Source organism: Pseudomonas sp. NCIMB 10586, from assembly GCF_023127895.1.
Classification (GTDB): Bacteria; Pseudomonadota; Gammaproteobacteria; order Pseudomonadales; family Pseudomonadaceae; genus Aquipseudomonas; species Aquipseudomonas synxantha_A.
In genome coordinates, this window is record NZ_SPKQ01000045.1 from 335744 (window position 1) to 348207 (window position 12464).

A 12464-nucleotide genomic window follows, 5' to 3' on the forward strand; every position below is an offset into this window, starting at 1 on the left:
AACCAGGGCGCCATACTGGCCGCCCCGGTACGACTCAAGCGCCGTGGGACTGGATCAGATTGCTGACCGGCGCGGGTTCAAGCCGGATGGCGATGAACTTCGACGTCGGGGTAAAGGTGCGGTCGCCATAGCTTTCCAGCGGCACCAACGGGTTGGTTTCGGGGTAATAGGCGGCGGCCTGCCCGGCGGGAATGTCATAGGCGATCAAGGTGAAGCCGCTGACCCGACGCTCACGGCCATCGCCCCACAGCGAGACCATGTCGACTTTCTGCCCCGGCTCGTAGCCCAGTTTGCGGATGTCCTGTTCATTGACGAACACCACATCGCGCATGCCATAGACGCCGCGATAGCGGTCATCGAGCCCGTACAGGGTGGTGTTGTACTGGTCGTGGGAACGCATGGTCTGCAGGATCAGCTCCGGCTTGACGTCCAGGTTGCGCACGCCTTCGCTGACCAGGTGCGCCGGCAACACGCTGGAGACAAACTGGGCTTTGCCGCTGTTGGTTTTCCAGATGCGTCGCGCTGCGTCGTTGCCCAGATGAAAGCCGCCCGGGTGCAGCAGTTTGGTGTTGAAGTCCTTGAAGCCGGGAATGGTGTCGGCAATCAAGTCGCGGATGCGGCCGTAGTCCGCCACCGTCCACAGCCAGTCGATCGGGTGCTTACCCAGGGTCGCATTGGCGATCCCGGCAATGATGGCGGGTTCCGAACGCATCAGCGGTGACTTGGGTTTCAGCTGGCCGTGGGAGATGTGCACCATGCTGAAGGTGTCTTCAACGGTCACGCCTTGCGGGCCTTGTTCCTGGATGTCGATATCGGTGCGGCCCAGGCACGGCAGGATCAAGGCTTCGCGCCCCGTCACCAGATGGCTACGGTTGAGCTTGGTGGCGATATGCACGGTGAGGTCGCACTTGCGCAGTGCCGCGTGGGTGCGCGGGGTGTCCGGCGTGGCTTGGGCAAAATTGCCGCCCAGGCCGATGAAGACCTTGGCGCGCCCTTCTTCCATGGCCGCAATCGCCATGACCGTGTTGTGACCATGGCGGCGCGGGACCTTGAAGTCAAAGCGTGCTTCCAATGCGTTGATCAATTCCGGCGGCGCCAGTTCGTTGATGCCCATGGTGCGGTCGCCCTGCACGTTGCTGTGGCCACGCACGGGCGATAGCCCCGCCCCTGGCCGGCCGATATTGCCGCGCAACAGTTGCACGTTGATGATTTCCTGCACGGTCAGCACCGAGTGTGTGTGCTGGGTCACGCCCATCGCCCAGCACATGATCACCCGCTTGGCGCGTCGGTACATGCGTGCGGCCAGCTCGATATCCTCAAGGCTCAGGCCCGATTGCGCGACGATATGCTCCCATGAGGTGGCGTCCACTTGCGCCAGATAGTGCTCCAGGCCCGAGGTGTGCTGGGCAATGAAAGCGCGGTCGAAGACTGCCTCGCCATCGTTCTCCAGGGCTTCACGTTCCCATTTGAGCAGGAACTTGGCGATACCACGAAAGGCCGCCATGTCGCCGCCCAAGGCCGGGCGAAAGTACGCCGACGAGGTAGGTTCGGAACCGTTGGTGAGCATCTCCAGGGGATGCTGCGGGTGTTGGAAACGCTCCAGCCCACGCTCCTTGAGCGGGTTGAAACAGATCACCTGGGCTCCGCGCTTTACCGCCTCGCGCAGCGGTTCGAGCATACGTGGGTGGTTGGTGCCGGGGTTCTGGCCGATGACGAAAATCGCGTCGGCTTCTTCCAGGTCATCGAAGGTCACCGTGCCTTTGCCCACGCCAACACTGTCGTCCATGCCCAGGCCGCTGGCTTCGTGGCACATGTTCGAACAGTCGGGAAAGTTGTTGGTGCCGTAGGCGCGAACGAACAGCTGATACAAATAAGCCGCCTCGTTACTGGCGCGGCCCGAGGTATAGAACTCGGCCTGGTCCGGCGACTCCAGTTCGTTTAGGTGCTTGGCGATCAGGGCAAAGGCATCATCCCAAGTGATTTCGACATAACGGTCCAGGGAGTCGTCATAGCGCATCGGGTGTGTCAGGCGGCCCTGGTATTCGAGCCAATAGTCACTTTGCGCTGCCAGCGACGACACCGTGTATTTGTTGAAGAACGCCGGATTGACCAGGCGCCCGGTGGCTTCCCAGTTGACCGCCTTGGCGCCGTTCTCGCAGAACTTGACCATGCCGCTTTCCGGCGACTCGCCCCAGGCGCAACCGGGGCAGTCGAAACCGCCGTTCTGGTTGGTCTTGAGCATCGCACGAATGTTCTTGAGCACGTTTTCACTGCCCAGCCAGTTTTTCGTCACCGCGATCAGCGCGCCCCAACCGGCGGCGGCCCCCTTGTACGGTTTATAACGTTCAACTTCGCTCATGATGTTTCTCCAGGACTTCACGCATAGGCAGCGCCTAACTTAAAGCCTTTATTGATGGTTATTTTCAGGCATTGCAGAACGCAAACAGTGTTTGCACCGATCTTTCCACGGTCTAGAAATCGGTTTACATATTCAGGCTAGGCCCTGCAAAAACATCTGTCTAATCACAAATAACGACCACGCCATCGACACCATCTATCAAGATTAAAATCTTTATTTTTCATAGTGATACGAACCTGGAAAGCCCCAATAAAATCGTTATAGATTTCATCGATCACTCAGTTGTTAATAGTGATTAGACGCCCTTGAAAAACAACTTTAGGCTTGAATCAAATAAGGCTCCCATCTCTGTCGAGCGCTCAAAAACAACGCCATGGCTACGCTCTTATTGAGTCGCAGCCGGAGGTTTCCATGACCGATAAAATCCTGATGGATAGTTTTTCTCGCCGGGTCGACTATCTCAGAATGTCGGTGACCGACCGCTGCGATTTCCGTTGTGTGTATTGCATGGCCGAGGACATGCAGTTCCTGCCGCGCCAACGCATCCTCACACTGGAAGAGCTGTATCAACTGGCTGAAAGCTTCGTCACCCTGGGCACTCGCAAAATTCGCCTGACCGGCGGCGAGCCGCTGATTCGCCCAGGTGTGGTTGACCTGTGCCAGCGCATCGCCGCCCTCCCCGGCCTGCGCGAGCTGTGCATGACCACCAACGGCTCGCAGTTGGGCAAGCTCGCAGCCCCCTTGTTCGACGCCGGCCTCAAGCGCCTGAATATCAGCCTCGACAGCCTTGATCCCCAGCGCTTTCGCGAACTGACGCGCACCGGCGACCTAGCCAAAGTCATCGCCGGTATTGACGCTGCGAATGCTGCGGGTTTTCAACACACCAAACTCAATTGCGTGGTGATGAAAGGCCGCAACGATCACGAGATCAACGACCTGGTAGCGTTCGCCATCGAGCGCGGCGTGGATATCAGCTTTATCGAGGAAATGCCCCTGGGCGTGATCAGCGAACACAGCCGTGCCGAGGCTTTCTATTCCAGCGCGCAAGTGCGCGAGCGCATCGCCGAACGCTACACCCTGATCGACTCGGCCGAATCGACCCAGGGCCCTTCACGCTACTGGCGCCTGGCCGAAGCACCGCATATTCGCCTGGGCTTTATTTCCCCCCACAGCCACAACTTCTGCGGCACCTGCAACCGCGTGCGGCTGACCGTTGAAGGCCGCTTGCTGCTGTGCCTGGGCAACGAGCATTCGGTCGACCTCAAGGAGGTGCTGCGCCGTTACCCGGGTGAACCGCAACGGCTGGAGCACGCCATTCTCGAGTCGATGAAGATCAAGCCGTACCGACACAACTTCGAGCTCAACGATGACGTGCAGGTGGTGCGTTTCATGAACATGACCGGCGGCTAGCTGGCCGGCTTCTCTTTCTTTGTACTCAGTTGACCCGAGGTACCCCATGCAAAAACACTCGCCTACCCTGACCCATCTGGACGCCGCAGGCCGAGCCAGCATGGTCGACGTCACCGACAAAGCCGCCACCACCCGCGAAGCCCAGGCCCAGGCTTGGGTGCACATGTTGCCGGCCACCTTGCAACTGATCCAGGCCAACGGCCATCCCAAGGGCGACGTGTTTGCCGTGGCACGTATCGCCGGGATCATGGCCGCGAAGAAAACCCATGAGCTTATTCCGCTGTGCCATCCGCTGATGCTCAGTTCGATCCACCTCGAACTGCGCGCCATCGAGCCTGACAGAGTGCAGATCCTCAGCACCTGCCGGCTCAACGGCCAGACCGGCGTCGAACTCGAAGCCCTGACCGCCGCCAGCGTGGCAGCCTTGACGATCTATGACATGTGCAAGGCCGTGGATCGGGGCATGGTCATCGACCGAATCCAGCTGCTGAAAAAACACGGCGGCAAGTCAGGCACCTTCATTGCAGGAGACGCCCAATGATTCTGATCAACTACTTTGCGCGCTACCGTGAACAACTGGGCGTTGGCGGTGAAAAGCTCGTATTGGATGAGTCCCTGCGCACCATTGCAGACGTCAGGCAATTGCTATGCGCCCGCGGTGAGACCTGGCAGCAGGTGCTGGGTGAAACCAGCCTGATGTGCGCGCTGAACCAGGAACTCTGCACACCGCAAGCGCTGATCGAAGACTTCGACGAAATTGCGTTCTTCCCCCAAGTGACCGGAGGCTGACCCATGCCGGTTCAGGTGCAGACCGAACTGTTGGACCTGGGTGAACTGACCCGCAGCGTACACGCCGAAGACCCCGGCGTTGGCGCCGTGGCCACGTTCGTCGGTTATGTACGCGATATCAACCAGGGCGATCAGGTCAGCGCGTTGTTCCTTGAGCACTACCCGGGCATGACCGAGCGCTCACTGCAGTTGATCGTTGATCAAGCCCACGAACGCTGGCCGTTGCAGCGGGTAAGCATCGTTCATCGTGTGGGCGCGTTGCAAGTGGGTGAGGCCATCGTCTTCGTCGGCGTCGCCAGTCAACATCGCCAGGCGGCCTTTGAGGCCTGCGCGTTCCTGATGGACTACCTCAAGACTCGGGCGCCGTTCTGGAAGCGGGAGCAAACGCCAGCTGGAGAGCGTTGGGTAGAAGGACGGGAAAGTGATCGACTGGCGCAGGAGCGGTGGGCGCTTTAGATCTGAATGTGGAAGCGTACATCGCCCTGTGTAGGAGCGAGCTTGCTCGCTCCTACAACTGGCATTAGCGTGCCCGAATCAGAACAACTCAGAGAACGGTATAAACCGCGCCGTATCACCCATCTGCAACCTGCTGCCCTCGCAAATTTCAACCAACCCATCCGCCCACGACGCCCCCAGCATCACTCCGGAACTCTGGTTCGGATACAGCACCGCCCTGCCCGCCTCGATCCTGGCTCGCAGGTACTCGCGGCGACTGCCGGCCTTGGGCCAGTCAAACCCCACATTCACCTCAAAGCTCATCGGCGTGACATCATCGACGCCCTGGATACGCAGTAGATAAGCCCGGGCCAGCAAGCCGAAGGTCACCAGTGCCGAGGCCGGGTTGCCGGGCAGGCCAATCACCGGTACTCGGCCAAACGAACCGACGGTCAGGGGTTTGCCCGGTTTGATCGCAAGTTTCCAGAACAATGGCTTGCCGCATTCACGCAGTACCTGGCCGAGGCAATCGGCATCGCCGGCCGACACGCCGCCGGTGGTCAGAATCAGGTCGGCCGCCTGTTGCAGCTGCTCCAGCTTGAGCCGAGTCAGTTGCGACTGGTCGGGCAGAATGCCGCCGTCGATGACCTCACAACCCAGTGCCCCCAGCCAATGGCTGAGCAAAGTGCGATTGCTGTTGTAGATGCAGCCAGGCTTGAGCGGTGTGCCCGGCTCGGCCAGTTCATCGCCGGTGGACAGCAGCGCCACCCGTGGCCGGCGTACCACCGACACATGGGTACAGCCCTGGGCCGCCGCAATGGCCAGCTCGAAAGGGCCGAGTCGCTTGCCGGCCTGCAGTAATACCTCACCGGCGCGGTTTTCCTGGCCTTGGGTGCGGATATTCTGGCCCTCGCGCAGCGGCTGGGTAAAGCGCACACGCGCATCGTCCAGCACCTCGGCGTTCTCCTGCATTTCGATGCAGTTGGCCCCGTCCGGCACCGGTGCGCCGGTGAAGATGCGCGCACAGGTACCGGGCTGCAGCGGTTCAGGCGCTTGACCGGCGAAGATCTGCTGCGACACCGGCAGTGGCTGGCCGTGCCAGTCTGTGAGGTTCAGGGCGTAGCCGTCCATGGCACTGTTGGGCCAGGGCGGCAGGTCCAGGCTCGCCACCAGGTCATTGGCCAGCACCCGTTGCCGGGCATCGCTGAGCAGCACCGGCTCGCTGTCGTGCAGGCGGTGCTCCTCGGCCAGGGCCAACAACGCAGCAATGGCCTCCTCCACCGACATCAGCGCGGCGCGGCTCATCCTCGCGTGCCGCACAGAGCCACCGGCTTGAGGTGCGGCACGAAGTTACATGGTCGGTGGCGCGCATCGAGCTGCTCGGCCAGAATACCTTCCCAGGCAGTACGACAAGCACCCGTCGAGCCCGGCAGGCAGCACACCAGCGTGCCGTTGGCCAACCCGGCCAAGGCGCGGCTCTGCACCGTGGACGTACCAATATCAAGAATCGAGATCGCACGGAACAGCTCACCAAAACCATCAATGTGCTTATCCAGCAAACAGCCCACCGCCTCGGGGGTGCTGTCGCGGCCGGTAAACCCCGTGCCGCCGGTAATCAACACCACCTGCACGCGCTCATCGGCGATCCAGGCCGCCACCTGGGCGCGAATTTTGTACAGGTCATCCTTGAGCAGGTTGCGCTCCAACAGGCTGTGCCCAGCTTCCAGCAGGCGACTGACCAGCAATTGCCCGGAGGTGTCATTGGCATATTCGCGGGTATCGCTGACCGTCAACACGGCAATATTCAGGGGTACAAACAATGCATCCGACGTGACGCTCATGTGATTCTCCGGCAGGCAATTATCAAAACAATGGCCTGAGGCTAAAGCGCTGAAACGATGGCTGTCTAATCGTTACGACTGACCGGGTTATCGAGCGTTTCTATCACGGCTTTTACTGCCGGCCCTGGACTGCTATCGAGTGCATCAATCACTCTGTCAATACAGGTGATTGGACGTGCCTGCCGTTACAATGAGATCGTCTGCTCATTCATTCGCCGGGTTGCGCGGGGTTCCAGCACCTTGCGCCATGAACGGCTTTTCACTTATTCCCAGGCAGGTGCATTAATGGACATAAAGCAACTCAAATTCCTGATCGCGCTGGAGCAGACCCGGCACTTCGGCCAGGCTGCCGCACGCTGCCATATCACCCAGCCGACCCTGTCGATGCGCCTGCGCAACCTGGAAGATGAGCTTGGCCTGGAGCTGGTCACCCGCGGCCAGCGCTTCGAAGGTTTCACCGAGGCCGGCGAGCGTGTGCTGGCCTGGGCGAGGACGCTGCTCGCCGCCCATGACGGCCTGTTTGCCGAAGCCGCCGCATGCCGTGGTCAACTGGTCGGTAACCTGCGCCTGGGCCTGGTGCCCCTGAGCGGCTTCAACCCGATCCGTTTCATTCAGGACTTGTCCCACACCTTCCCGGAACTGAAGTTCAGCCTCACATCCATGAGTTCGGACAGGATCATCGAAGCGCTGGGCACCAACCAGCTGGACCTGGGTGTGTGCTACCTGGACCACGTCAATCCCAACTATCTGGATTTTTTCGAAATGGGCGAGACCCGTGTCGGGCTGCTCTACGACACCCGCCACTTCCATTTCGAAGGCACCCAAATGAGCTGGGAAGACGCCGCCGAACTGCCACTGGGGATGATCAGTAACGGTATGCACTACCGCAAATCCATCGACCTGAGTTTCCGCAGCCGTGGCCTGGATCCGCAGCCCATCCTCGAAAGCGATTCCACCTATCAACTGTTTCAGGCGATCCACGAAGGCTTCTGCTGCGCGATCATGCCGTTGGACAGCGGCCTGGAAAGCCCGATCGAGAACCTGGCGTTCATCAACCTGCCGGACGCCAGCGTCCTCGCGCCCCTGGGCATGGTGATGCGCAAGACCGAACCACGCTCGGCCATTGCCGAGAAGTGTTTTGCCGAAGCCAGGAAGTTGTTTGCGATCAAGGGCGAGGGTTAACGCCCACAAAAAAGGCGCTCCGTAGAGCGCCTTTTTACCGCCGTTTGCTTTACTGCACACTTACCTGACGCAGTTCAGGCCTGGTTTCGCCACCAATCGTGATGCGTTTGGGCTTGGCCTCTTCAGGCACCTCGCGCTGCAGGTCGATGCTCAGCAAACCATTGGTCAGGGCTGCGCCGCGCACTTCGATGTGGTCCGCCAGGCGGAACGACAACCGGAAGGCACGTTGAGCAATGCCTTGGTGCAGGTAAGCGACCTTATCGTCGGTTTCGCGTTTACCGCCGGAAACCGTCAAGACGCCCCTTTCGACCTGGATATCCAGATCCTCCTCGGTCAGGCCAGCGACGGCGATGACAATGCGGTACGCGTCGTCACCGTGCTTTTCCACGTTATGAGGCGGATAGGAATTCGGAGCCTCGCTACGCAGCGCCGACTCGAACAGGTCATTGAAGCGGTCAAAGCCCACCGATTGACGGAACAGTGGGGCCAACGAAAGGGTAGTAGCCATTTTAAAATCTCCTGAGTTTCTCCAAGTGATTTAGTACGCGACCCGCATTCGGCATCGCGTGATCAAAAATTTATGGACGAGGAAACGGAATTCAAGAGGGCTGCAAGAAATTTTTTCTTGCGCCAATGACTATCGCAAAAACCGCAGTGATACCGCATGTGCTCTAATCTGAATGCCAGGCGTGCTTTAACCCGTGAGCGCCTGAGACAGCCCTTGAGGTACAAAAAAATGAAAATGACATTCCCTGCCCTGGCATTGGGCATCTTGATTTCCCAAGGGGCCCTGGCCGCCGGAGATGGCACTGCCGCACTGGGCGGCGGTGTCGGCGGCGCGTTGGGCAATGTGGTAGGCCAACAGCTCGGCGGGTCCACCGGTGCGGCCATCGGCGCAGGTGTGGGTGGCGCAGCGGGTGGCGCGGTCGGCGCGCAAAAGGGCAATAAAACCGAAGCGGCGATTGGCGGCGGTTTGGGCTCGGCAGGCGGGTCGGTGATTGGCAATCGCCTGGGCGGCACCACCGGTTCGACCATCGGCGCAGGCGTCGGTGGTGCAGCCGGAGGCGCGCTGGGCAATAACCTGGCCGACGACGAAAGCAATCATCGCTCAGGCGGCGCCAAGCACAAAGGCAACAAGCATAAGCACAAGAATAAGCATCATTGATCGGCTTGCCATAATGCCAGGTGTAGGAGCGAGCAAGCTCGCTCCTACGTCGGGCCAATATCCATTTACATCGGCGTGCTGCTCACTACCCGCAACGCCAGCCCTTCATAGGCATCCAGCGTAATCGTGAACGTGCCCTCCTCTGTCAAATCGCCTTCCACGCGCTCATTGATGATATCCACCACCGGCCCCGGTGCGATGTTAGGCAGGTGCAGGGATTCGGTGATCGGCGTGGCACCAAAGTTCAGCGCAGTAATCTGCGTCCCCTTGCCCGCCGGCAGTTCGTGAACCATGACCAGCAACCCCGGATGCTCGACATCCGGTATCAGGATCTGACGGCTCGCGGCGATGTCGTAGGCGCGGCGTACGCTGAGGATTTTCTGCAATTGCGAAGCGAATGAGTCCGGGTCCTGCAACTGGTGGTTCAGGCTGCCGTACAGGCTTTTGGAGCGCGGCATCTGCCCGGCCGACAGCTCGGCCTCGGGGTTCAGGTCGACCAGATCGTAAGCGCCGCGATGTATCCAGCGGGTATCACCATCGGCCATCAGGTGCGCCACGTCTTCGGCCGCCAACGGCAGCGCGCCCACCAGGTCCCAGCCGGATAACGCGAACACCCCAGGCTGCATGGCGTTATACATCACCAGCAGCAAATGGATCTGGCGAATCTGCTGGATATCCGCAGCGGTAATCGCCTCAAGGTCACGAATGCCCAGGGCAGCAGTGATGATGCTGACCGTGGTGCAGGACACGCCATTGGTGACGAACTTGAGGTTGTACGGCGCATGTTCACCGGTCAGTCGTTCGTACATCTGCTCGCGGATATGCTCGCGCAGGATGTTGCCGGGAAAGGTCTGGCCCTGGAACAGGAAGGTGTCATGGGCGTGCAGCGTCCAGAAGTGCACCAACTCCAGAGTCAGTTCGTCGTGGTTCTGCAGCGCGTGGATCAACGAACCCGGGTCGATGCCCAACGTGTGCATCTGGCGCAGCATCAGGCGCAGGAATTCAGTGTCGCCCATCAGCAACGCGTGCTGGTAGGCTGGCCGGGTGATGAAGTCGTATGACAGGTCGGCGCCGCCGTGGGACATGGAGGCAATGTCATCCACAGTCAGGTTGAGTTCCTGGAAGCTGAAACCACCGGCCTTGCGAATTGCGCCGCCGAGCAACTGGTTGCCGGTGATCGACAGCGGATGGCTTTCCGACCAGGCGGTACCGTCCAGCTTGCGCTCCACGCCGAGAAAACCGTTGGCGTCCAGGCGCAGGATCTTCGCGCCCATCACATCAATGGCGTGCAACGCATCACCGATGATCATCTGCTGCGCGGCGAACGAGGGGTCCAGCCAATTGAGCGACGGCTGGCCTTCCTTGAAGTAATGCAGGTACACCCATCGCCGTGGTTTGCCATCCACGCCGACCACCTCTGGCGTGGCGCTCCAGTCGGTTTCCTTTACCCCGGGTTCGAAGAAGATCACCCGCTGCAACTGGCCAACGATGTAGTGCTTGTCGCGCAGTGCGTCCACCTGCACCGGGCTGAGGTTCTGTGCATCACGGCCCTCGACCACGTCCGGCAGCAACGGCCAATCTTCCTCACGGATTTCCACCATGTGGTACAGCCCGGGGTAGTCCTCGTAGGCCATCTCCGCCAAGCGAAAATCCGCGCCCTTGCCGGTGTGGGATGGGATTACATCGTCGATGATCACCGCATTGTGCGCGGCGGCCATGCGCGTCAACGCCTGCAACTGCGCCTCGGTGCCCAGTTGCGGGTCGATGTCGAAGCTGATGCGGTCGAAATTGCCGTCGATGGTCGGGGTATGTTCGGTGCCAGCCAAGCCACCGGACTTTTTCAATGGGCCGTTGTGAATGCCTTGAATGCCAATTTTCGACAAGGCATGCCAGAGGGTTTCATCCCCCAGCGCTTCGAGCACCGTGCCGCCTTCGCGGGTGACAATCGACGCCGGGTAGGCGGTGAACCACACTGACGACAAGGCTGACGCATCACGCGGCCGGGTATGCGCGTAGGGCTGCTGCCACAAGCGCCCTTGCCCGGAGTAGAGCTTGGCTCGCTGCCGCGCCGCGTGCAGCATCGATTGTTGCACCAGCCAGTTCACATGATCGTTGTTCGCCGCGGTCATAAGCTCGGTACCTGTGGTCGTTAAAGGTTACTCGTAAGCATATGAGGGGCCTGCGCGCCATTCGTTGCATTGAAATAGAGCCAGGGCCGGCAGCAATCTAAAATGTGGATAGCGGTGTGTCAGTCAGCATATGTTTATCTGACCCACAGCTATCGGGAGCAAGTCGAATCGTCGCACCGCCCCTCCCACACTGGATTTTCGTCTGTCTTGTCTCTTGGCGTTGTCTGCCGATACTGCCTGGGGGTGAACCCGGTCGATGCCTTGAACTGGCGGGTAAACGCGCTGTGGTCGGTGTACCCGCATTGCAGCGCCACCTCGGTAATCGGCAGCTCGCTATGCAACAACCGCCGGGCATGTTCCAGGCGTACCTTCTGGATCATCTGCCGGGGTGTCAGGTGGAAAACACGCTTGCAGTAACGCTCCAGCTGCGCCACGGAAATCCCGGCGATACGGGTCAACTCACCCAAGGTGACGCGGCGGTTGAAGTGGGTGCGGATGTGTTCATCCACCGCCGCCAGGCGTTGATAAGCCGGATGGGTTTCGCTGGCCGATTGCAGGTCTACCGAAATCCCGGCCAAGCCAATGATTGCACCGAGCCGGTTGTACAGCGGCCATTTGTGCGTGAGGCACCAGCCGGGTTCGCGGGTGCCGTAGAGGTGTAATTCAAGCTGGTCTTCCAACACCTGCCCCCGTTCGAGCACACGCCGATCCTGCTCGGTATAGCCCGGCCCCAGTTGCGCAGGGAACACCTCGGCGCTGGTCTTGCCCAGCAGCGGTTGCAACTGCCTCAGGCCGCAGCGCTGCACCAGGGTGCGGTTGGCGAGCACGTAGCGGGCGTCGATGTCCTTGATAAAAATCGCGGCGTTGGGCAGCACGTCGAACATCGGTAATAACTGCTCTACCCCGTTCAATAGCTGCTCGATGCTGTCGGGGCGGCTGCCGTGGAGAAGGCTCGCAAACGCGCTGTGCAACATGACTTTCACCGCCCTTTTATTGATCGACGGCCAGCAGATTGCGCCATGTGCCGGGCGCTGTCGAGTGCGGGAAATTGTGCTGAATTCGTCATTCATCCCCACGTAAAACATCAATCGCCGCCGGGCTGGCGGGTTCACGATAGCGCCACTGCATGCCTATCCAATAACTCACAAGAAGGC

Annotated in this window: 12 protein-coding genes; 6 read left to right on the forward strand and 6 right to left on the reverse strand. The window is 60.2% G+C overall.

The window, feature by feature from the left end; genetic code table 11:
* Positions 1-34 precede the first annotated feature (34 nt).
* Positions 35-2359 carry an FdhF/YdeP family oxidoreductase gene (locus tag E4P01_RS21445; RefSeq protein ID WP_248130126.1) on the reverse strand — a complete coding sequence of 775 codons (2325 nt, stop codon included), beginning with the start codon at positions 2357-2359 and terminating at the stop codon, positions 35-37.
* A 411-nt stretch (positions 2360-2770) separates the two neighbouring features.
* Here E4P01_RS21445 and moaA point away from each other — a divergent pair, with 411 nt between their 5' ends.
* The 4 genes from moaA to moaE are packed head-to-tail and all read left to right on the forward strand — an operon-like array spanning position 2771 to position 5014.
* Positions 2771-3769, forward strand: a complete 999-nt coding sequence (gene moaA / locus E4P01_RS21450) for a GTP 3',8-cyclase MoaA (RefSeq protein WP_078821303.1) — start codon at positions 2771-2773, stop codon at positions 3767-3769.
* A 46-nt stretch (positions 3770-3815) separates the two neighbouring features.
* Positions 3816-4310, forward strand: a complete 495-nt coding sequence (gene moaC / locus E4P01_RS21455) for a cyclic pyranopterin monophosphate synthase MoaC (RefSeq protein ID WP_216091430.1) — start codon at positions 3816-3818, stop codon at positions 4308-4310.
* On the forward strand, positions 4307-4558 hold the full coding sequence (moaD, locus tag E4P01_RS21460) for a molybdopterin converting factor subunit 1 (protein ID WP_078821301.1): 252 nt from the start codon (positions 4307-4309) through the stop codon (positions 4556-4558). Before moaC ends, moaD begins: the two co-directional genes overlap by 4 nt.
* A gap of 3 nt (positions 4559-4561) precedes the next feature.
* Positions 4562-5014 (forward strand): molybdopterin synthase catalytic subunit MoaE, encoded by a 453-nt coding sequence (gene moaE, locus E4P01_RS21465; protein WP_078821300.1) that lies wholly within the window; start codon positions 4562-4564, stop codon positions 5012-5014.
* Between the two features lie 78 nt (positions 5015-5092).
* Here the strand turns inward: moaE and glp are convergent, their stop codons facing one another.
* Both glp and moaB read right to left on the reverse strand, forming a co-directional pair.
* Complete coding sequence (gene glp, locus E4P01_RS21470; RefSeq protein ID WP_216091431.1) at positions 5093-6298, reverse strand: gephyrin-like molybdotransferase Glp; 1206 nt, start codon at positions 6296-6298, stop codon at positions 5093-5095.
* Positions 6295-6834, reverse strand: coding sequence for a molybdenum cofactor biosynthesis protein B (gene moaB, locus E4P01_RS21475; RefSeq protein WP_005788101.1), 540 nt, complete (start codon positions 6832-6834; stop codon positions 6295-6297). Before moaB ends, glp begins: the two co-directional genes overlap by 4 nt.
* 285 nt (positions 6835-7119) lie before the next feature.
* Here moaB and E4P01_RS21480 point away from each other — a divergent pair, with 285 nt between their 5' ends.
* Positions 7120-8016, forward strand: coding sequence for a LysR family transcriptional regulator (locus E4P01_RS21480; RefSeq protein WP_005788099.1), 897 nt, complete (start codon positions 7120-7122; stop codon positions 8014-8016).
* Positions 8017-8065: 49 nt separating this feature from the next.
* Here E4P01_RS21480 and E4P01_RS21485 read toward each other — a convergent pair whose 3' ends face one another.
* Positions 8066-8524 carry an Hsp20 family protein gene (locus E4P01_RS21485; protein WP_078821298.1) on the reverse strand — a complete coding sequence of 153 codons (459 nt, stop codon included), beginning with the start codon at positions 8522-8524 and terminating at the stop codon, positions 8066-8068.
* Positions 8525-8752: 228 nt separating this feature from the next.
* Here E4P01_RS21485 and E4P01_RS21490 point away from each other — a divergent pair, with 228 nt between their 5' ends.
* A complete protein-coding gene (locus tag E4P01_RS21490; protein WP_043047676.1) occupies positions 8753-9181 on the forward strand; it encodes a glycine zipper domain-containing protein in 429 nt (142 codons plus the stop codon).
* A gap of 65 nt (positions 9182-9246) precedes the next feature.
* Here the strand turns inward: E4P01_RS21490 and treS are convergent, their stop codons facing one another.
* Complete coding sequence (gene treS, locus E4P01_RS21495) at positions 9247-11310, reverse strand: maltose alpha-D-glucosyltransferase (RefSeq protein WP_216091432.1); 2064 nt, start codon at positions 11308-11310, stop codon at positions 9247-9249.
* Between the two features lie 149 nt (positions 11311-11459).
* Positions 11460-12284: an AraC family transcriptional regulator gene (locus E4P01_RS21500; RefSeq protein WP_216091433.1), complete on the reverse strand. Its 825-nt coding sequence runs from the start codon at positions 12282-12284 to the stop codon at positions 11460-11462.
* Positions 12285-12464 lie beyond the last annotated feature (180 nt).

What these genes read in the sequence shown, in the direction of transcription:
- E4P01_RS21445 (WP_248130126.1), bottom strand. Translation starts at nt 2,359, where the DNA reads ATGAGCGAAGTTGAACGTTATAAACCGTACAAGGGGGCCGCCGCCGGT.
- moaA (WP_078821303.1), top strand. Translation starts at nt 2,771, where the DNA reads ATGACCGATAAAATCCTGATGGATAGTTTTTCTCGCCGGGTCGACTAT.
- moaC (WP_216091430.1), top strand. Translation starts at nt 3,816, where the DNA reads ATGCAAAAACACTCGCCTACCCTGACCCATCTGGACGCCGCAGGCCGA.
- moaD (WP_078821301.1), top strand. Translation starts at nt 4,307, where the DNA reads ATGATTCTGATCAACTACTTTGCGCGCTACCGTGAACAACTGGGCGTT.
- moaE (WP_078821300.1), top strand. Translation starts at nt 4,562, where the DNA reads ATGCCGGTTCAGGTGCAGACCGAACTGTTGGACCTGGGTGAACTGACC.
- glp (WP_216091431.1), bottom strand. Translation starts at nt 6,298, where the DNA reads ATGAGCCGCGCCGCGCTGATGTCGGTGGAGGAGGCCATTGCTGCGTTG.
- moaB (WP_005788101.1), bottom strand. Translation starts at nt 6,834, where the DNA reads ATGAGCGTCACGTCGGATGCATTGTTTGTACCCCTGAATATTGCCGTG.
- E4P01_RS21480 (WP_005788099.1), top strand. Translation starts at nt 7,120, where the DNA reads ATGGACATAAAGCAACTCAAATTCCTGATCGCGCTGGAGCAGACCCGG.
- E4P01_RS21485 (WP_078821298.1), bottom strand. Translation starts at nt 8,524, where the DNA reads ATGGCTACTACCCTTTCGTTGGCCCCACTGTTCCGTCAATCGGTGGGC.
- E4P01_RS21490 (WP_043047676.1), top strand. Translation starts at nt 8,753, where the DNA reads ATGAAAATGACATTCCCTGCCCTGGCATTGGGCATCTTGATTTCCCAA.
- treS (WP_216091432.1), bottom strand. Translation starts at nt 11,310, where the DNA reads ATGACCGCGGCGAACAACGATCATGTGAACTGGCTGGTGCAACAATCG.
- E4P01_RS21500 (WP_216091433.1), bottom strand. Translation starts at nt 12,284, where the DNA reads ATGTTGCACAGCGCGTTTGCGAGCCTTCTCCACGGCAGCCGCCCCGAC.